The organism is Phenylobacterium sp. RIFCSPHIGHO2_01_FULL_69_31, from assembly GCF_001824475.1.
Classification (GTDB): Bacteria; Pseudomonadota; Alphaproteobacteria; order Caulobacterales; family Caulobacteraceae; genus Phenylobacterium.
The window spans coordinates 76,834-94,172 of sequence record NZ_MHXN01000023.1 but is presented as its reverse complement, the minus strand read 5'-3'; the positions used below and the strand labels follow the sequence as shown (position 1 = coordinate 94,172).

17 protein-coding genes are annotated in these 17,339 nt (G+C 69.3%); 13 read left to right on the top strand and 4 right to left on the bottom strand.

Features of this window, described 5'->3' with window-relative positions; all coding sequences use genetic code 11:
* Positions 1–225 (bottom strand): aldo/keto reductase (locus A2790_RS13455; protein WP_293392482.1); only part of this gene is annotated, 225 nt, incomplete at its 3' end.
* Positions 226–324: 99 nt separating this feature from the next.
* Between A2790_RS13455 and A2790_RS13450 the strand changes: the two genes are divergently transcribed.
* From A2790_RS13450 to A2790_RS13420, 7 genes are all read left to right on the top strand, one after another.
* Positions 325–1,236 (top strand): LysR family transcriptional regulator, encoded by a 912-nt coding sequence (locus tag A2790_RS13450; RefSeq protein WP_293392479.1) that lies wholly within the window; start codon positions 325–327, stop codon positions 1,234–1,236.
* A gap of 156 nt (positions 1,237–1,392) precedes the next feature.
* Positions 1,393–2,535 (top strand): ABC transporter permease, encoded by a 1,143-nt coding sequence (locus A2790_RS13445; RefSeq protein ID WP_293392475.1) that lies wholly within the window; start codon positions 1,393–1,395, stop codon positions 2,533–2,535.
* Complete coding sequence (locus tag A2790_RS13440; RefSeq protein WP_293392473.1) at positions 2,532–3,281, top strand: ABC transporter ATP-binding protein; 750 nt, start codon at positions 2,532–2,534, stop codon at positions 3,279–3,281. Before A2790_RS13445 ends, A2790_RS13440 begins: the two co-directional genes overlap by 4 nt.
* A 5-nt stretch (positions 3,282–3,286) precedes the next feature.
* On the top strand, positions 3,287–4,258 hold the full coding sequence (locus A2790_RS13435; protein ID WP_293392470.1) for an HlyD family efflux transporter periplasmic adaptor subunit: 972 nt from the start codon (positions 3,287–3,289) through the stop codon (positions 4,256–4,258).
* A 101-nt stretch (positions 4,259–4,359) separates the two neighbouring features.
* Positions 4,360–5,265 carry an SDR family NAD(P)-dependent oxidoreductase gene (locus A2790_RS13430; protein ID WP_293392467.1) on the top strand — a complete coding sequence of 302 codons (906 nt, stop codon included), beginning with the start codon at positions 4,360–4,362 and terminating at the stop codon, positions 5,263–5,265.
* Positions 5,266–5,431: 166 nt separating this feature from the next.
* Entirely contained in the window at positions 5,432–6,853 is a 1,422-nt protein-coding gene (locus A2790_RS13425; protein WP_293392464.1) for an MFS transporter, read from the top strand.
* Positions 6,850–8,277, top strand: a complete 1,428-nt coding sequence (locus A2790_RS13420; protein ID WP_293392461.1) for an MFS transporter — start codon at positions 6,850–6,852, stop codon at positions 8,275–8,277. The genes A2790_RS13425 and A2790_RS13420 overlap by 4 nt, the downstream gene beginning before the upstream one ends.
* 10 nt (positions 8,278–8,287) lie before the next feature.
* On the opposite strand, the gene A2790_RS13415 is transcribed toward A2790_RS13420, so the two are convergent.
* Positions 8,288–9,427, bottom strand: coding sequence for an Mrp/NBP35 family ATP-binding protein (locus A2790_RS13415; RefSeq protein WP_293392458.1), 1,140 nt, complete (start codon positions 9,425–9,427; stop codon positions 8,288–8,290).
* Between the two features lie 139 nt (positions 9,428–9,566).
* Here A2790_RS13415 and hflK point away from each other — a divergent pair, with 139 nt between their 5' ends.
* From hflK to A2790_RS13400, 3 genes are all read left to right on the top strand, one after another.
* Positions 9,567–10,727 (top strand): FtsH protease activity modulator HflK, encoded by a 1,161-nt coding sequence (gene hflK / locus A2790_RS13410; protein ID WP_293392455.1) that lies wholly within the window; start codon positions 9,567–9,569, stop codon positions 10,725–10,727.
* Positions 10,724–11,617 carry a protease modulator HflC gene (locus A2790_RS13405; protein WP_293392453.1) on the top strand — a complete coding sequence of 298 codons (894 nt, stop codon included), beginning with the start codon at positions 10,724–10,726 and terminating at the stop codon, positions 11,615–11,617. The genes hflK and A2790_RS13405 overlap by 4 nt, the downstream gene beginning before the upstream one ends.
* Before the next feature lie 92 nt (positions 11,618–11,709).
* The gene (locus tag A2790_RS13400; protein ID WP_293392450.1) at positions 11,710–12,051 is read left to right on the top strand and encodes a UrcA family protein; all 342 of its coding nucleotides are present in this window, start codon (positions 11,710–11,712) and stop codon (positions 12,049–12,051) included.
* A gap of 50 nt (positions 12,052–12,101) precedes the next feature.
* Here the strand turns inward: A2790_RS13400 and A2790_RS13395 are convergent, their stop codons facing one another.
* Together A2790_RS13395 and serB are read right to left on the bottom strand one after the other, a co-directional pair.
* On the bottom strand, positions 12,102–12,758 hold the full coding sequence (locus tag A2790_RS13395; RefSeq protein ID WP_293392447.1) for an HAD family phosphatase: 657 nt from the start codon (positions 12,756–12,758) through the stop codon (positions 12,102–12,104).
* On the bottom strand, positions 12,758–13,648 hold the full coding sequence (serB, locus tag A2790_RS13390; RefSeq protein ID WP_293392444.1) for a phosphoserine phosphatase SerB: 891 nt from the start codon (positions 13,646–13,648) through the stop codon (positions 12,758–12,760). The genes A2790_RS13395 and serB overlap by 1 nt, the downstream gene beginning before the upstream one ends.
* On the opposite strand from serB, the gene miaA reads away from it, so the two are divergent.
* From miaA to A2790_RS13375, 3 genes are all read left to right on the top strand, one after another.
* Positions 13,647–14,576, top strand: coding sequence for a tRNA (adenosine(37)-N6)-dimethylallyltransferase MiaA (gene miaA / locus A2790_RS13385; protein ID WP_293392441.1), 930 nt, complete (start codon positions 13,647–13,649; stop codon positions 14,574–14,576). The two genes, serB and miaA, sit on opposite strands and share 2 nt — an antisense overlap.
* Positions 14,577–14,744: 168 nt before the next feature.
* Entirely contained in the window at positions 14,745–16,535 is a 1,791-nt protein-coding gene (locus A2790_RS13380) for an acetolactate synthase 3 large subunit (protein ID WP_293392438.1), read from the top strand.
* Between the two features lie 27 nt (positions 16,536–16,562).
* Entirely contained in the window at positions 16,563–17,336 is a 774-nt protein-coding gene (locus A2790_RS13375) for a VOC family protein (protein ID WP_293392435.1), read from the top strand.
* The last annotated feature ends 3 nt before the right edge of the window (positions 17,337–17,339 follow it).

The following is a 17,339-nucleotide window of genomic DNA, read 5'->3' as shown; positions in this document are numbered from 1 at the left end:
GTTCAGGAAGGGGGCAAGCCCCTTGCCCACCTGCACCTCGTTCGTCTGCATGCCGTAGATCTCGGCGGTGTCGAAGAAGGTGACGCCCAGGTCCACCGCCCGGGCGAGCACGGCCAGCGCCTGCGCCTCCTCAGCGGCCGGCTGGTACACGCCCGAGAGCCCCATGCAGCCGAAGCCGATGGCGGACACTTCCAGGCCCTGGGTTCCGAGCTTGCGCATATGCATGGCGATCTCCTTTGCGGCGGCGGTGTCCAACAGGTGGCGCTGAAGCGAAGCCGCGAAAACCGCTTGTGGCGTCATCGATCCATTGAGCAGAATTCAGCAATGGACCGCCGCTCGATCCCCGACCTCGCCGCCTTCGCCCTGCTGGCCGAGCTGCGCAGCTTCCGGCGGGCGGGCGAGGTGATGGGAGTCTCGGCCTCGGCGCTCAGCCACAGGCTGCGGCGGATGGAGACGGCCCTGGGGGTGCGGCTGCTGAACCGTTCGACCCGCGCCGTGGCGCCCACGGAGGCCGGAGAGCGGCTGCTGGCGCGGCTGTCGCCGGCGCTGGCCGACATCGAGGCGGGCCTGATGGAGGTGGCGGCGTTCCGCGAGCGCCCGGCCGGGCGGCTGCGGCTCAGCGTGCCGCGCTCGGCGGCTCGCCTCGCCATCGCCCCGCGCCTGGGCGGGTTCCTCAAGGCCTACCCCGACATCCGGGTGGAGGTGGTGAGCGACAACGCCCTGATCGACATCGTGGCCGGCGGCTTCGACGCCGGCATCCGCTTCGACGAGAACCTGCCGGCCGAGATGATCGCGGTCCGGATCGGCAAGCCGCTGCGCATGGCGGCTGTGGCCTCGCCGGAGTACCTCGCCCAGCGCGGCATGCCGAGGACCCCGGAGGACTTGGCCGGCCACGCCTGTTTCCGGCTGCGCTGGCCCTCCGGCGCCTTCTACGACTGGGAGCTGGAGAAGGGCGACGACGTGCGCCGCGTGGCGGTCGACGGCCCGCTCATCGTGGACGACGCCCAGCTCCTGAAGGACGCCGCGATGGACGGCGCGGGGATCGCGTTCGTGGCCGAACCGTCCGTGCGGGAGGAGCTGGAATCGGGCGCCCTCGTACGCCTGCTTGAAGACTGGTGCCCGCCCTTTCCGGGCTACAGCATCTACTATCCCAGCCGCCGCCAGGTCTCGCCGGCGCTCCGGGCCTTCATCGACTGGATGCGCGGCGCGCCGCCTGAGCGGATTACGAAGGTTTAATCGGGACCGCCGCATCCGCCCGATCCCTCTCGCGCCTCCAAGTCAGCGAGCGCCCCAAACGCGCCCGACGGTTGCCGGCCTTACCGCGATTTAACTGGCTCGGCAGGCCGACCGGCGGCGACATCCGCGCTCGAAGGTTGAGGGCTGTTCGTCACAATGTCTCTGGCGCTTGCAACACTGCTCTACGAGTGGCGGCGTTACACGGCCGCCGTGGTGGCGCTGGCCTTTTCCGGCCTGCTGATCCTGGCCCAGGTGGGCATGTTCACCGGCATCGTGAAGGGTGCGACGGCCACCATCGACCGGTCGCGCGCCGACATCATGATCCTGCCGGCCAAGATGGAGAGCCTGATCAACTCCGGCGGCGGCTCGCTGCCCGCCCGGCTGCAGCCGCAGATCTACATGCATCCCGAGGTGGTCGAGGTCGCCGCCTTCGACGGCGACGGCGGCCGCTGGATCAACCGGCCCAAGGACGGCAAGAAGGCCGTCACCACCTATGTGAACGTCAACATGGTCGACACGCGCCCCGGCGCCGTGAACCTGCCGACCGACTTCACCGAAGAGATCCGCACCGCGCTCCTGGAGCCCTACTCGGTCGCCATCGACCAGAGCCAGTTGGGCCGCCTGGGCGTGAAGCTGGGGGATGCGGCGTCGCTGAACGGCAAGACCGTCTACGTGCGCGCCATCCTGACCGGCTATCCGGACGTGAACAACGCCTCGGTGACGATGTCCCGCGACACGATGCGGATGATGGGCATGCTGACCAAGGGTGGGAAGACCGGGCCCCTGATGGTCCGCATCAAGGACCCTGCCCGCGCCGAGATCGTCCGCGACCAGCTGAACGCCGACGCCAAGGGCGCCTACAAGGCCTGGACCCGCCAGCAGCTCGCCGAGGCCAACGAAGGCGCGCTGATGAAGGAACAGATCATCGGCATCTTCCTGGGCTTCTCGGTCTTCCTGGGCTTCCTGATCGGCGTCGGTATCACCTCGCAGACCCTGCGCGGGGCCATCCTGTCGTCGATCAAGGAATTCGCCTCGCTGCGCGCCCTGGGCGTCGGCATGGGCTCGCTCCGCCTGATCGTGGTCGAGCTGTCGTTCTGGGTCGGCCTGGTGGGCTTGGGCGCGACGGCCCTCTTCACCGGCGGGGTCTATCTGCTCGCTACCCGCGGCGGCCTGCCGATGGGCTTTCCCGCGCCATGGGTGATCGGCGTCTCCATCCTGCTGCTCGTGATCTCGGGCGTTTCGGGCCTGCTGGCCCTGGGCGTGCTGAAGAAGAGCCAACCTGCGGACCTGCTGCGATGAGCTCTGCCAAGCCGGCCATCGTGGCCCAGGGGATCTACAAGCGCTTCAAGACCGGGCGCAGCCACATCGAGGTGCTGAAGCGCGTCGACTTCGACGCCCGCCACGGCGAGGTGACGATGGTCATGGGCCCGTCGGGCTCGGGCAAGTCGACCCTCGTGGCGGCGCTGTCCGGCCTGCTGAGGCCCGACGAGGGCCGAGTCACCGCCCTGGAGCAGGACATCTGGGGCATGCGCTCGGGTCGTCTCGACCGGTTCCGCCTGGACCACTGCGGCTTCATCTTCCAGGGCTTCAACCTGTTCTCGGCGCTGACCGCCCTGCAGCAGGTCGAGATCATCCTGAAGTACCAGGGCCATTCCAAGACGGTCGCCCGCGAGAAGGCGGCCAACGCCCTCATGGAAGTGGGCCTCGAGACGCGCATGAACCAGCGCCCGTCCGAACTGTCGGGCGGCGAGAAGCAGCGGGTCGCCATCGCCCGGGCGCTGGCCAAGGACCCGCGCCTGCTGTTCGCTGACGAGCCCACCAGCGCGCTCGACGGCGAGAACGGCCAGGTGGTGATCAAGCTGATCCAGCGGGCGGCCAAGCAGCACGGCGCCGCCGTGATCTGCGTCACCCACGACCCGCGCCTGGAAGCCTACGCCGACCGCGTCATCCACCTGGAAGACGGCCGCATCCTGGACGACCGGCGCGTGCAGCCGACCGCCCAGGCGGCCCCCGCCCAACGACAACCCGAGCTCATCGAGGCCTGACGTCCATGCCCGCCCTCCTCCGCAACCGCTTCGTCTGGATCGCCGTGGTCCTCCTGCTCCTGGGGGGCGGCGGCGCGATGTTCATGTCCAACCAGGCCAAGGCCAAGAAGGCCGAGGAGACCAAGGCCGCCGCCGCCGTGAAGCCCAGCCCCTATGCCGCCATCGCCAACGGCAAGGCCGACGTGGAAGGCGGCATCATCCAGGTGGCCGCACGCCGCGCCGGCGTCATCCGCGATGTCCTGGTCCAGGAAGGCGACGACGTGGTGAAGGGCCAGGTGCTGGCGCGCCTCGAGGACGACGAGCCACGCCTCGCCGCCGAACGCGCCTCCGCCGAGGTGCGCCAGGCCCGCGCCGCCCTCGCCCTGCTGCAGGTCCAGCTCTCGGCCGCCCAGCGCGAGCACCGCCGGCTGGAGGGTCTGGCCCCCTCGAACTTCGTGGCCGCCCAGAGGCTGGATCAGGCCCGCGACGCGGTGCGCGAGGCCGAGGCGCGGATCATGGCCCAGCAGGCGGTCGTCGCCACCAACCAGGCCCGCCTGAACGAGTCCCGGTACGATCAGGAGCTGTCGATCATCCGCGCGCCGGCCGACGGCCGCATCGTCCGCCGCTACGCCAACCCGGGCGCCGGGGCCTCGACCCTGAACGTCTCGAACATGTTCGACGTGGAGCCGCGGGCCGGCCGCATCGTGCGCGCCGAGATCGCCGAGGGCTCCCTGCCCTTCGTCGGCATCGGCCAGACGGTGCAGATGTCGCCCGAGAGCGATCCGACCAAGGTCTACCCCGGCAAGGTCCTGCGCCGAGCGGCCGTGTTCGGCGCCCGCAAGCTACAGTCGGACGATCCCACCGAGCGCACCGACGACCGGGTGGTCGAGGTGGTGGTGGATTCCACCGGCGCCCCGTTCCTCATCGGCCAGCGGGTGCTGGTGAAGTTCGTCCGGGGCCAGCAGCAGGCGCAAACCACCGCCACGCCCCGCAGCTGACCTCCCGCGACTGGCCCCATTCCCTGACGTCGCCTTGACGCCATCCCTCCCGCGCCGCACAACGCGCGCCGATTTCGAACACCTGTTCAATGAGGGATCTCATGGCGGACATCCGCTTCGACGGCAAAGTGGCGATCGTGACGGGCGCGGGCGGCGGCCTGGGCCGGCAGCATGCGCTGGAACTGGCGCGACGCGGCGCCAAGGTCGTGGTCAACGATCTCGGCGGCTCGATGGACGGCTCGGGCGGCGGCTCGGACGCGGCCAACAAGGTCGTGGAAGAGATCAAGGCGCTGGGCGGCGAAGCCATCGCCAACGGCTCGTCGGTCACCGATGACGCCGGCGTCGCCCGGATGGTCAAGGACGCCATGGACGCCTGGGGCCGGATCGACATCCTGGTCGCCAACGCCGGCATTCTGCGTGACAAGACCTTCGCCAAGATGGAATTCGGCGACTTCAGTGTCGTGGTCGACGTCCACCTGTTCGGCACCGTGAAGCCGGTCAAGGCGGTCTGGGAGATCATGCGCACCCAGAACTACGGCCGCATCGTCGTCACCACCTCGTCGTCGGGCCTCTACGGCAACTTCGGCCAGTCGAACTACGGCGCCGCCAAGCTGGGCCTCATCGGCCTGATGAACACCCTGAAGCTCGAGGGCCAGAAGAACAACGTCCACGTCAACGCCATCAGCCCGGTGGCAGCGACTCGGATGACCGAGAACCTGGGCATGCCGCCGCAGGTGCTGGAGCAGCTGAAGCCCGAATACGTGACCCCGGGCGTCGTGTTCCTGTGCTCGGACGAAGCGCCCACCGGCGCGATCCTGACCGCGGGCGCCGGCGCCTTCGCCCTCTCCCGCATCGTCGAGACCGAGGGCGTCTACCTCGGCGACAAGGCCTCGGTGGAAGCGGTCCGCGACAACTGGGCCAAGATCACCGACGAGACCGGCGCCAAGGCCTACATGAACGGCGGCGAGCAGACCCAGAAGTTCTTCCGCAAGATGCAGGGCGGTTGAGTCCCGCGGGCGCGCCTCCCTGACGTTGCAGGGGGGCGCGGCCATGCGCCGGGGCATGGCTGTCTTTCTTGTTTGTAACCCAATTCCACTTGCGCCCGTGTGAGTGAACGCGCGTAACCTAAAACGCAGCGCCCTTTCAGAGGCGTCGTTCCAGGAGAGGGTTCACGTGTCAAAGGCTACGCCGTCCGCAGCGAATGGCGCGCTCCCGCTTCCTGCGGTCCTGGCGTTCGCCAGCGCGGCGGTTCCGGTCGGGGCCCTGACCCTGGCGGCGACGGTCCACCTTCCCCGATATTTCGCTTCCGAGCTCGGTCTTTCCCTGGCGGTGGTCGGGACGGTCTTTGCGCTGGTGCGGTTCATCGACATCCCCATCGATGCGGCCATTGGCGTCGCCATGGATCGCACCCGGACGCGCTTCGGCCGCTATCGGATCTGGATGGCCTGCGGGGCGCCCGTGCTGATGCTCGGCTTCTACATGCTGATCCAATCCAACAGCCAGGTCGGCGCGCTCTACCTCGGCTTCTGGCTGCTGGTGATGTACCTCGGATACTCCGGCATCTACCTCTCGCACCTGGCGTGGGGCGGACGGCTCGCAGCGACCTACAAGGAACGATCGCGGATCTTCGGGGCCATTACCGCCCTGGGCGTCGTCGGCGCCATGGCGGTACTGCTGATCCCTGTGTTCATGACCCAGGCCGGCGCCAGCGACGCCGAGGGCGTGCGGGCCATGATCTGGTTCATCATCCTCAGCACGGCGGTGACCTGCCTGCTGGTCGTGGCGTTCTCGCCGGAGCGTATCGCCAAGGACCACGCCACCCACTTCACGCTCAAGGACTACGCGGCGCTCTTCACCCGCGGCAACGTCGTCCGCGTGCTGGTCGCGGACCTGCTCGTCACCCTGGGGCCGGGGTGGATGGCGGCGATGTACCTGTTCTACTTCAAGGACAGCCGCGGCTTCGACACGGCCGAGGCCAACCTGCTGCTGCTGATCTATGTGGCCGCCGGTTTCGCCGGGGCGCCCTTCGCCGCGTGGCTGGCCAACCGGATCAGCAAGCACCGGGCCCTGATCGTGAACACCACGATCTATTCGCTCGGCCTGATCGTGATCCCGTTCTTGCCGCCGGGCGAGTTCCTGATCTTCGCGCCCGGCATGTTCGTGGTGGGCGCCATGGCCGCGGGCTTCACCGTGATGATCCGCGCCATATGCGCCGACATCGCCGACGAGCTGCGGCTGGATAGCGGGCGCGAGTGGATGGGCCTGATGTATGCCGGCATTACCGCGACATCGAAGCTGGCGACCGCGGGGTCAATCTTCCTCACCTTCAACGTGCTGGCGGCCATCGGCTACAAGGCCCAGGCCGGCGCGGTGAACACACCCGAGGCGATCCAGGGCCTGGAGATCGCCTATATCGCCGGCCCCATCGTCTTCGTGATGGCCGCCGGCGCCTGCTTCATCGGCTATCGCCTGAGCGCGGACCGGCACGCCGAGATCCAGCGCAAGCTGGAGGAGCGCGACGCCCTCATTGACCCGGCGGCCGCACTCGAAGCCATGACGGGCGAAGACCTAGCCCCAGCCAATCGGCCCTCGTGATCGTCGGGGCGACGCCTTCCCGGCCCTCTCGCCTGCCCCTGGGCACGGCGCTGGCCTTCTCCGCCACCAGCCTGCCGCTGCAGGCCCTGATGATCGCCGTGGCGGTCCACCTGCCCGCCTACTTCGCCGCCAGCATCGGCGTCCCGCTGGCCGTGGTCGCCGCGGCCTTCGGCACGGTCCGGCTGATCGACGTGCCCATCGAGGTCATGCTCGGTCTCGGCATGGACCGGACCCGCAGCCGCTTCGGCCGCTACCGCGTGTGGACCCTCGCCGGCGCGCCGCTGATGATGCTGGGCCTCTACATGCTGCTGACCGCGGGTCGTGGGGTCGGCACCGACTACCTCATCACCTGGCTGCTGGTGATGTACCTCGGCGTCTCGATCCTGATGCTGTCGCACCAGGCCTGGGCCTCGACCCTCGCCAAGTCGTATGACGACCGCGCCCGGTTGTTCGGCGTCATGATGGCGGTGGGCGTTCTGGGGGCGGTCAGCGTCCTGGCGATCCCGATCGCCATGGAGAACGCCGGCTACAGCGACGCCGAAGGCGTCCGCGCCATGGTCTGGTACCTGATCTTCCTCACGCCCGTCGCCGTCGCCCTCGTGGTCTGGCGCACGCCCGAGACCGTCGCCGCCGAGGCGCCGGGCCAGCGTTTCCGCCTGCGGGACTACTGGGAGCTGGTCACCGACCACAGCATGTCTCGGATCCTGCTCGTCGACCTGGTGGTGTCGCTGGGCCCCGGCTGGATGGCCGCGCTCTACCTTTTCTATAGCCGCGACTACATGCAGTTCACCGCCGCCGAGGCGAACATCCTGCTTGCGGTCTACATCCTGGCCGGTGTCGTCGGAGCCCCGTTCCTGGCCTGGCTGGCGACGAAGATCAGCAAGCACCGCACCGTGATGCTGACGGCGGTGGGCTATTCCCTTCTGCTCGCGACGCTGCCCTTCCTGCCCAAGGGCTACGTGCTGGCGACGCTGCCGACCCTGTTCTTCACCGGCTTCCTGGCAGCCGGATTTAACGTGCTGACGCGGGCCATGACCGCCGACGTGGCCGACGAGATCCGCCTGAAGCAGGGCAAGGAGCGCAGCGGCCTGCTGTTCGCCATGACCACCCTCACCACGAAGATCGCAGCCGGCGGCTCGATCTTCCTGACCTTCGGCGTGCTCTCGCGCGTGGGCTACGATCCCCAACTGGGTCAGCGGAACACGCCGGAGGCGATCAACGCACTGATGCTGTCGTTCCTGGTCGGGCCGATCGTGTTCGTCATGCTGGGGGCCGCCTGCCTGATCGGCTACCGCCTGACGGCCGAGCGCGCCGCCGAGGTGCGCCGTCAGCTCGAGGCCCGGGAAGCGACCACCTTCGACCCCGCCGCCGCCCTGGAAGGCCTGACCGGCGAGGAGCTGCCGAGCCCCGCGTCCACCCGCTGATGGGCCCCCTCTAGGAGAGCTTGCGCGCCAGTTCCAGGAAGGCCTGGGCCGCCGCGCTCTCGGTGTTGGTCGCCACCAGCGGGCGGCCGGCGTCGCAGGCCTCGCGGAGCGGCACCTCGATGGGGATTTCGGCCAGCAGCGGCACGCCCAGGCGCTCGGCCTCGCGCCGCGCCCCGCCTTCGCCGAAGATCGGCACGCGGACGCCCGAGCTGTCGGCGAAATAGGCCATGTTCTCCACCACGCCCAGGATCGGCGCCCCGGTCTTCTCGAACATCTGCGCCGCGCGGCGGGCGTCGATGAGGGCGATCTCCTGCGGCGTGGAGACGATCACGACCCCGTCCATCTTCAGCTTCTGCACGAGGGTGAGCTGGATGTCGCCGGTGCCGGGCGGCAGGTCGATGACCAGCACGTCCAGCGGTTCGGCCTCGGTCCCCCAGTTTGAGTTCAGCAGGCTGCGGAGGGCGGAGGAGGCCATGGGCCCGCGCCAGATGTTGGCCGTGCCCGGCTCGACGATGAAGCCGATGGACATCACCTTCACGCCCCAAGCCTCCATGGGGTTGAGCCGCTTGTCCGCGTCGAAGGTCGGGTCGCCGTCGACGCCCAGCATGGTCGGCGCCGACGGGCCGTAGATGTCGGCGTCCAGCAGGCCGACCCGCTGGCCCAGCACGGCGAAGGCTGCGGCCAGGTTGGTGGAGACCGTCGACTTGCCCACTCCGCCCTTACCGCTGGCGATGGCGATGACCTTCTTCACATGCGGCGGCCGCACAGCGTCCACCATCGGATGAAGCTGGGCCTGGGGATCCTCTGCGATGCGGGCGCGGCGGGCCGGCGGCGTTTCCCCCGGCTGCGGCCGGCGGGGACTGACCTTCAGCTGCGGCGTCGACGGGGCCTGGAGTTCCGAGGTCAGCACGACCTGCGCCGTCTCGACGCCGTCCGCGTGGGCCAGCACCTCCTCGGCGCGGTCGCGCACGGCGCGGTAGAGGTCGATGTCGGAGGGCGCGACCTCCAGCATGAACGCGGCACGGCCGCTGCGAAGGACCAGGCCGCGCACCAGACCTGCGCTGGCCAGCCCTTTCCCCGACTTGGGGTCGATGACCTCGTCGAGGGCCTTCAGGATCGCCGTCCGGTCGGGGCCTGTCGCTTCGCTCATGCCGCTTTGTCTTGCTTTGCTCAGGTGGGGGTCTCATATCCGGCTGGAGGCGCCGGTTTACAAGTCCGTTGGGGGCTTTAGAGACGGGCGTTCAAGGGACTGAGTGAATGTCCCGAGGGAGCATGACGCGAACCACCTGATGCCCTGGAACGACAACGCAAACCCGGGACCCTGGGGTTCGCCGTCCGGCGGTGACGACAAACGCGACCAGCCACGCCGCCCATCGGGCGGCGGCGGCGGCCCGCGCCGTCCCGGCGGCCCCGACTTCAACGCCAACTTCGATCAGATCGCCCAACGCCTGCGCGACATGATGGGCGGCCCCGGCGGCCGGCCCCGGCGCGGCCTGATCCCCATCGTCGCGGGCGGCGTTTTCGCCCTCTGGGCGGCCTCGGGCATCTACCTCGTGCAGCCCGGCGAACAGGCGGTGGTGCTGACCTTCGGCTCCTATTCGCGATCCGCCTCTCCCGGGCCCAACTACCACCTGCCCTGGCCTATCGAGCGGGTGGAGAAGGTGGCCGTCACCAAGCTCAACAACACCTTGGTTGGCGGCAGCGGTCCGGAGGCCGATTCGCCCGCCGAGAGCCAGATGCTGACCGGCGACGAGCAGATTATCGACATCGACTTCAGCGTAACTTGGCGGGTGTCGGACGCGGCCCGGTACCTGTTCGCCACGCGCGACCCTGAGGCGGCCGTGAAGGCGGTGGCCGAGAGCGCCATGCGCGAGGTAGTCGGCAAGACCCAGCTCCAGCCCATCATCTCCACCGGGCGGGGACAGGTGCAGCAGCAGACCGCCGAACTCATGCAGCGGACCCTGGACTCCTGGGGCGCCGGCATCAGCATCGTCGAAGTCCAGATCCGCTCGGCCAATCCGCCCCCGGAAGTCGTCGGCGCGTTCCGCGAGGTGAACAACGCCCAGCAGGACGCCGACAGCGCCGAGAACGAGGCCAACACCTACCGCAACCGGGTGATCAACGAGGCCAAGGGTGACGCCGCGCGCATCACCCAGGCCGCCCAGGCCTATCGCGAGCAGGCCGTGCGCGAGGCGACGGGTGAAGCGGCGCGGTTCAACCAGATCTACACTGAATATCGCCGCGCCCCCGGCGTGACCCGCGACCGGCTCTACATCGAGACCATGCAGCGCATCCTGCAGTCGTCGAACAAGGTGGTGATCGACGCCAAGGGCGCCACGGCCCCGATCATCCTTCCGCCCGACGTGTTCCGGCCCCGGAGCCAGGCCGCCGCGCCCGCGCTGCAGGTCGAGGCCGCTCCGGCCCAGCCCCAGTCGAAGGGCGCCCAATGACCAGCACTCGTCATGTCGTTTTCGGCCTGCTGGCCGCCGCGCTCCTGTTCACCCTGACGCAGACGTTCTTCGTGGTCGACCAGCGCCAGCAGGCGCTTGTGGTCGCGCTCGGCGACCCGGTCCGCGTGATCAACGCGCCCGGCAAGAGCGAGGCCGGCCTGCACCTGAAGGTCCCGTTCTTCCAGCAGGTCTTCAAGATGGACCGGCGCAACATCGCGCTGGAGGCCGACCAGGAGGAAATCATCACCGCTGGCCAGGAGCGGCTCGTGGTGGACGCCTTCATCCGCTACCGGATCTCCGATCCCCTGCAGTTCTACCGCACCCTGCGCGACGAGACGACCGCGGCCGACCGGATCGAGCGGCTGGTGAACTCGTCCCTGCGCCAGGTGCTGGGCTCGGCCAGCGCCACCGACATCATCTCCGGCCGCCGGGCGCAGTTGATGCAGCAGGCCCGCGTCGACGTCGACCGCCGCGCCAAGGCCTCGCGCCTGGGTATCGAGGTGATCGACCTGCGGATCCGGCGCGCCGACCTTCCGGCCCAGAACCGCGAGGCCGTTTTCCGCCGCATGTCCACCTCTCGCCAGCAGGTGGCGGCCCAGCTGCGCGCCGAGGGCGAGCAGAAGAAGCGCGAGATCATCGCCCAGGCCGACAAGGAGGTGGCGATCACGCTGGCCACCGCCCGCGAGCAATCGGGGCAGATCACCGGCGAGGGCGATGCCCAGCGCACGCGGATCTTCGCACAGAGCTTCGGCAAGGACCCCTCGTTCGCGGCCTTCTTCCGCTCGATGCAGGCCTACGAGGCGAGCCTGGCCGACGGCGAGACGACCCTGGTCCTGTCGCCCGACAGCGCCTTCTTCCGCTACTTCGAACGCGGCCCAACAGGGCGGTAGGCCGCCGCTCGTTCGGTAAGCCACGCTCGAAGCGCTGTTGACTCCAATTATTACGCGTGTAGAAATTTACGCACGTAGCAATGGAGGCGGCGATGCTTCGCATGGGCATGATGTTGCTGGCGGCCGCGTCTCTGGCCGGTGCGGCGCAGGCGGCGCCGCGGCGCGAACTCCTCATGGCGCGCGTGGAGATCGGCGATCTCGATCTCGCGAGCGAGGCCGGGGCGGCGACCATGCTCTCAAGGCTGAGCAGCGCCGCGCGGGCACTCTGCGCCTTGCCGCGGTCCGAACTGTTCCGGGGCCGCGAGGGCCGTGAGTGGCGCTGTCGTCGCGAAGCCGTCGCCGCCGCGGTCGCGCGGCTGAAAGCGCCGCCGCTCACACTCGCCTACGCCCAATGGCTCTCCGCAGAACCGGCCGAGTGGCCCCCGAGCCCATAGGCCGGTGACCTGTCCCTCCTCCCCGGCTCCAGCCAGGGAGGAGGGTTTTTCTAGCCCAGCCAGGCCCTGACCTCATGCAGGTCGCGGGCGATGCGGACGCAGAGCGTTTCCATCTCCTCGTTCGGGTCCAGCATGTCCGGCACCATGACCGTCATCATCCCCGCCGCCGACGCGGCTCGGACGCCGTTGTGACTGTCCTCCAGCGCCAGACAGTCGGCGGGATCCACGCCCAGCGCTTCCGCCGCCTTCAGGAAGGGCTCGGGATGCGGCTTGCCGCGGGTCTGAACGTCGCGGGTGATGAGGGCGTGGAAGCGGTCCACCAGGCTGTGCGGACCCAGGCTGGCGCGCACGCTCTCCAGGCTGGACGAGGTGGCGATGGCGCGCGGCAGGCCCAGGTCGTCCAGATGGTCCAGGATCTCCACCGCCCCCGCCTTCAGCGCGATGCCGGCCGCCAGCTCTTCCCGGAAGTGGGCGCTGACGGCGGCGGACCACGCCGCCAGGTCGAAGTCGTCGCCGAAGTGCTCGATGAGGATCAGGTCGCTGTGCGCATGCTGCAGGCCGACCATGCGCTGGAAGGTCGCAAACGGCATCTCCGAGCCGATGCCGCCAGCCGCGCGCTGCATGGCGCGGTAGACCACCGTCTCGGTGTCCACCAGCAGGCCGTCCATGTCGAACACCACGGCCTTGGGCGTGCGGGGAAGCGCCATCAGTCGGTCACGAACTGGTCGGCGCGATAGCCCTGGAAGTAGAGCAGCGCGGTGAGGTCGGCGTGGTCCACCTTGGCGTCGGCCTGGGCCGCGACGATGGGCTTGGCGCGGTAGGCTACGCCCAGTCCCGCCGCTTCGATCATCGCCAGGTCGTTGGCCCCGTCACCCACCGCCAGTGTCTGCGACAGCGGGATGCCCAGGTTGGCGGCCTCTTCCTTCAGCGCCGCCAGCTTCGCCTCGCGGCCGAGGATGGGCTCGCCGACCCGCCCCGCCAGGACGCCATCGGCCTCGATCAGGGTGTTGGCCCGGTTGGCGTCGAAGCCGGCGGCCTCGGCCACCCGGCGGGTGAAGAAGTTGAAGCCGCCGGAGACCAGGAACGCCTTGGCGCCGTGGGCGGTCATGGTCCGCACCAGCGTCCGTGCGCCGGGGTTCAGCCGCACCCGCTCGTCGTAGGCTCGCTGCAGGTCGGCCAGCGGTAGCCCTTTAAGCATCGCGACGCGCGCCTTGAGCGCCCCTTCGAAATCCAATTCGCCCCGCATGGCCCGCTCGGTGATTTCGGAGACCTGGGCCTTCACCCCGGCGAAGTCGGCCAGCTCGTCGATGCACTCGACGTTGATGATCGTGGAGTCCATGTCGGCGATCAGCAGGCGCTTGCGGCGGCCGGCGGCCGGCTGGAGGCAGGCATCAACCGCCACGTCGGCCAACGCCTCCTCCACCCTCGCCCGCACGTCCGCCGGCGCGGCGATCACCGGGATGTCCAGGGCGCCGTCGCCCAGCGGGGTGGGCGCCTTGACGCCCGCCCCTACGGCTGCGAGCGCTGAGGACGCGCGACCCGCGGCTGTTGCCGCCTGGGCCGGATCGGGGCCGACGAGGGTGAGGACGAGTTCCATGACGGGCCGCATCTGGCTGATCGCCGGACCGACCGCAAGCGGCAAGTCCGCCCTCGGGCAAGAGCTGGCGCGCGCAACGGGCGGCGAGATCGTCAACGCCGATTCCATGCAGCTGTACGCGGGCCTCTCCGTGATCACCGCCGGACCGACGGCCGATGAGTTGGCCGCCGCGCCGCATCACCTGTTCGGCACGGTCGATCCGGCCGATGGATGGTCGGTGGGCCGCTGGCTGAGGGCGGCCTCGGACGTCATCGGCGACATCGGCGCCCGCGGCCGCGACGCGATCGTGGTCGGCGGGACGGGCCTCTACTTCAGCGCCCTGACCAAGGGCCTGGCCGAGATCCCAGCGATTCCCGCGGAGGTCCGCCACGCCGCGGCCGCCGCGTTCGAGGCGATGGGCGAGGACGCGTTCCGGTCCAGGCTGGCGGCCGTCGACCCCGCCGCCGCGACCCGCATCGAGGCGGGCGACCGCCAACGGCTGACCCGGGCCTGGGAAGTCCATGCTGCCACCGGCGTCTCCCTCTCCGACCACCAGGCCAAGGCCTCGGGCGCCCTGCCCGCCGGCTCCTGGTCCGGGGTGGCGCTGGAGCCGCCGCGCGAGGCGCTCTACGCGCGCTGCGACGCCCGGCTGGAGGCGATGATCGCCACCGGCGCCCTGGACGAGGTGCGCGCCCTGATGGCCCGCAACCTCGACCCCGCCCTCCCCGCCATGAAGGCCGTGGGCGTCCGCGAGCTGGCCGCCCATCTGCGCGGCGAAACGGGCCTTCGCACTGCCCTGGCCGCCGCCCAGCAGGAGACGCGCCGGTACGCCAAGCGGCAGATGACCTGGATGCGCGGGCAGACGCCCGACTGGCCCCGCCTGACCGCCTCGGACGCCCGCGACCAATGGAGGCAGTTTCTTGCGCTCCACCCCACCTTGACGGGCTAAGCAGAGCATGCGACACGCCATTTCCTATCTTTCGCGGGAAATCTCGTGCGCAACATTCTCGTACTCGTAGGGCGGCCGTAACGGACTGACGATGGCGTCAGGACCGACCGGTCGCTTGTCCCAGGCCCCCCGCGGGCCTTTTTTATTGCCCTGAACCCAGAGCCCCACATGTCCGCCCACCAGACCATCGAAGCCCAGCAAGACACCATCTCCGGCGCCGAAATGGTGGTGCGCGCCCTCATCGATCAGGGTGTCGAGGTGCTGTTCGGCTATCCGGGCGGGGCGGTCCTCCCGATCTACGACGCGCTGTTCGCCGAGCCGCGGCTGCAGCACGTGCTGGTCCGCCACGAACAGGGCGCCACCCACGCCGCCGAGGGCTATGCCCGCTCCACCGGCAAGCCGGGCGTGGTCCTGGTCACCTCCGGTCCGGGGGCGACCAACGCCGTCACCGGAATCGTCGACGCCCTGATGGACTCGATCCCCATGATCGTGATCACGGGCCAGGTCGCCACCCACCTGATCGGCACCGACGCCTTCCAGGAATGCGACACCATCGGCATCACCCGGCCGTGCACCAAGCACAACTACCTGGTTAAGGATGTCGCCGACCTGCCGCGCGTCCTGCATGAGGCCTTCCACATCGCCACGTCCGGCCGCCCCGGCCCCGTGGTCATCGACATCCCCAAGGACGTCCAGTTCGGCAAGGGCGTCTATCAGGGCCCGGGCGAGGTGAAGCACGCCCACAACTATTCGCCCCGGACGAAGGGCGACGCCGGCAAGATCGCCGAGGCCGTCGCCATGATCGCGAAGGCCAAGAAGCCGATCCTCTATACCGGCGGCGGTGTCATCAACGCCGGCCCGAAGGCGGCCAGGCTGCTGCGCGAGTTCGCCGAACTGACCGGCGCGCCGGTGACCTCGACCCTGATGGGCCTGGGCGCGTTCCCCGCGTCGGATCCGAAGTGGCTGGGCATGCTGGGCATGCACGGCTCGTTCGAGGCCAACAACGCCATGCACGATTGCGACGTGATGGTGGCCATCGGCGCGCGTTTCGACGACCGGGTGACCGGGCGCCTGGACGCCTTCGCCCCCACGTCGCGCAAGATCCACATCGACGTCGACGCCAGCTCGATCGGCAAGAACGTCCGCGCCGACATCGGCATCGTCGGCGATGCGGGCCAGGTGCTGGAGGACATGATCGCCGCCTGGAAGCAGCGGAACCTCGCCACCGACCCCGCCGCCATGAAGACCTGGTGGACCCAGATCGACGGCTGGCGGGCGCGCAATTCGTTCGGCTATGCGCCGGACAGCAAGCTGATCAAACCGCAGTACGCGATTCAGCGGCTGTACGAGCTGACCAAGGACCGGGACACCTACATCACCACCGAGGTCGGCCAGCACCAGATGTGGGCGGCCCAGTTCTACCGCTTCGAGGAGCCGAACCGGTGGATGACGTCGGGCGGCCTGGGCACCATGGGCTATGGCCTGCCGGCCGCCGTGGGGGTGCAGATGGCTCACCCGGACGCCCTGGTCATCGACATCGGCGGCGACGCCAGCGTGCAGATGACGATGCAGGAGATCTCGACGGCGGTTCAGTACGATCTGCCGATCAAGGTCTTCATCCTCAACAACGAGTGGATGGGTATGGTGCGGCAATGGCAACAGCTGCTGCACGGCGAGCGCTATTCGCACTCCTATTCCTCATCCCTGCCCGACTTCGTGAAACTGGCCGAAGCCTATGGCGGCGTCGGCTTCCGCGCCGAGCATCCGGACGAGCTGGACGACAAGATCCGCGAGATGATCGAAGTCCGGAAGCCGGTGCTGTTCGACTGCCGGGTCACCAAGGAAGAGAACTGCTTCCCGATGATCCCGTCCGGCAAGGCGCACAATGAGATGATCATGGCCGAAGAAGCCCGGGATCTGGGCTCGATCATCGACGACGCCGGCAAGCGGCTGGTCTAGCATCGCGCCTCTGAGCAGGAGGCGCCCATGTCCGACCACGGCCGTTTCATCTGGTACGAACTCATGACCCCCGACGTCGCGGGGGCCCGGGCCTTCTATGGCGACGTCGTCGGCTGGACAGCCTCGCAGATGCCGGGCGGCGACATGCCGTACTGGGTGCTGGAGGCCGACGGCTACGGCGTCGGGGGGATCATGGTCCTGGGCGAAGAACACAAGGCCGCGGGCATCCCGCCGAACTGGACCGCCTACGTCGCCGTGGACGATGCCGACGCCGCCGTGGAGGCGGCCAGAAGCCTGGGCGGGTCGGTGATGCGGGAGCCTCAGGACATCCCCGGCGTCGGACGCTTCGCGATCATCGCGGACCCGGCCGGCGCGGTGCTCGCGGTGATGAAGCCCACACCGCCGCCGGGCGGCCGGCCGGAAGCCCCGAAGGACGCCCTGGGCCACACGGCCTGGCATGAGCTGTACAGCGGCCCCACCGAGGCCACCTTCGCCTTCTATCAGGGGCTGTTCGGCTGGACGAAGGACGAGGTTCACGACCTGGGGCCGATGGGCGCCTATCAGCTGTTCAGCAATCAGGACGGTCAGGTCGGCGGCATGATGCAGAAGCCGGACAATGTCCCGGCCCCTTGCTGGTTGTACTACGTCCGCGTCGGCGACATAGACGCCGCGGCGGCGCGCGTCCGGGACGGGGGCGGCCAGGTGTTGAACGGCCCCATGGAGGTCCCCGGCGGCGACTGGGTGCTGCAGGGCATCGACCCGCAGGGCGCCATGTTCTGCCTGATGGGCAAGAAGGGTTGAGGC

Coding starts and splice junctions, on each gene's coding strand:
- serB (WP_293392444.1), bottom strand. CDS start 13,648: ATGGAACTCGTCCTCACCCTCGTCGGCCCCGATCCGGCCCAGGCGGCA.
- A2790_RS13400 (WP_293392450.1), top strand. CDS start 11,710: ATGCTTCGCATGGGCATGATGTTGCTGGCGGCCGCGTCTCTGGCCGGT.
- miaA (WP_293392441.1), top strand. CDS start 13,647: ATGACGGGCCGCATCTGGCTGATCGCCGGACCGACCGCAAGCGGCAAG.
- A2790_RS13445 (WP_293392475.1), top strand. CDS start 1,393: ATGTCTCTGGCGCTTGCAACACTGCTCTACGAGTGGCGGCGTTACACG.
- A2790_RS13375 (WP_293392435.1), top strand. CDS start 16,563: ATGTCCGACCACGGCCGTTTCATCTGGTACGAACTCATGACCCCCGAC.
- A2790_RS13450 (WP_293392479.1), top strand. CDS start 325: ATGGACCGCCGCTCGATCCCCGACCTCGCCGCCTTCGCCCTGCTGGCC.
- A2790_RS13430 (WP_293392467.1), top strand. CDS start 4,360: ATGGCGGACATCCGCTTCGACGGCAAAGTGGCGATCGTGACGGGCGCG.
- A2790_RS13395 (WP_293392447.1), bottom strand. CDS start 12,758: ATGGCGCTTCCCCGCACGCCCAAGGCCGTGGTGTTCGACATGGACGGC.
- A2790_RS13415 (WP_293392458.1), bottom strand. CDS start 9,427: ATGAGCGAAGCGACAGGCCCCGACCGGACGGCGATCCTGAAGGCCCTC.
- A2790_RS13440 (WP_293392473.1), top strand. CDS start 2,532: ATGAGCTCTGCCAAGCCGGCCATCGTGGCCCAGGGGATCTACAAGCGC.
- A2790_RS13435 (WP_293392470.1), top strand. CDS start 3,287: ATGCCCGCCCTCCTCCGCAACCGCTTCGTCTGGATCGCCGTGGTCCTC.
- A2790_RS13405 (WP_293392453.1), top strand. CDS start 10,724: ATGACCAGCACTCGTCATGTCGTTTTCGGCCTGCTGGCCGCCGCGCTC.
- hflK (WP_293392455.1), top strand. CDS start 9,567: ATGCCCTGGAACGACAACGCAAACCCGGGACCCTGGGGTTCGCCGTCC.
- A2790_RS13380 (WP_293392438.1), top strand. CDS start 14,745: ATGTCCGCCCACCAGACCATCGAAGCCCAGCAAGACACCATCTCCGGC.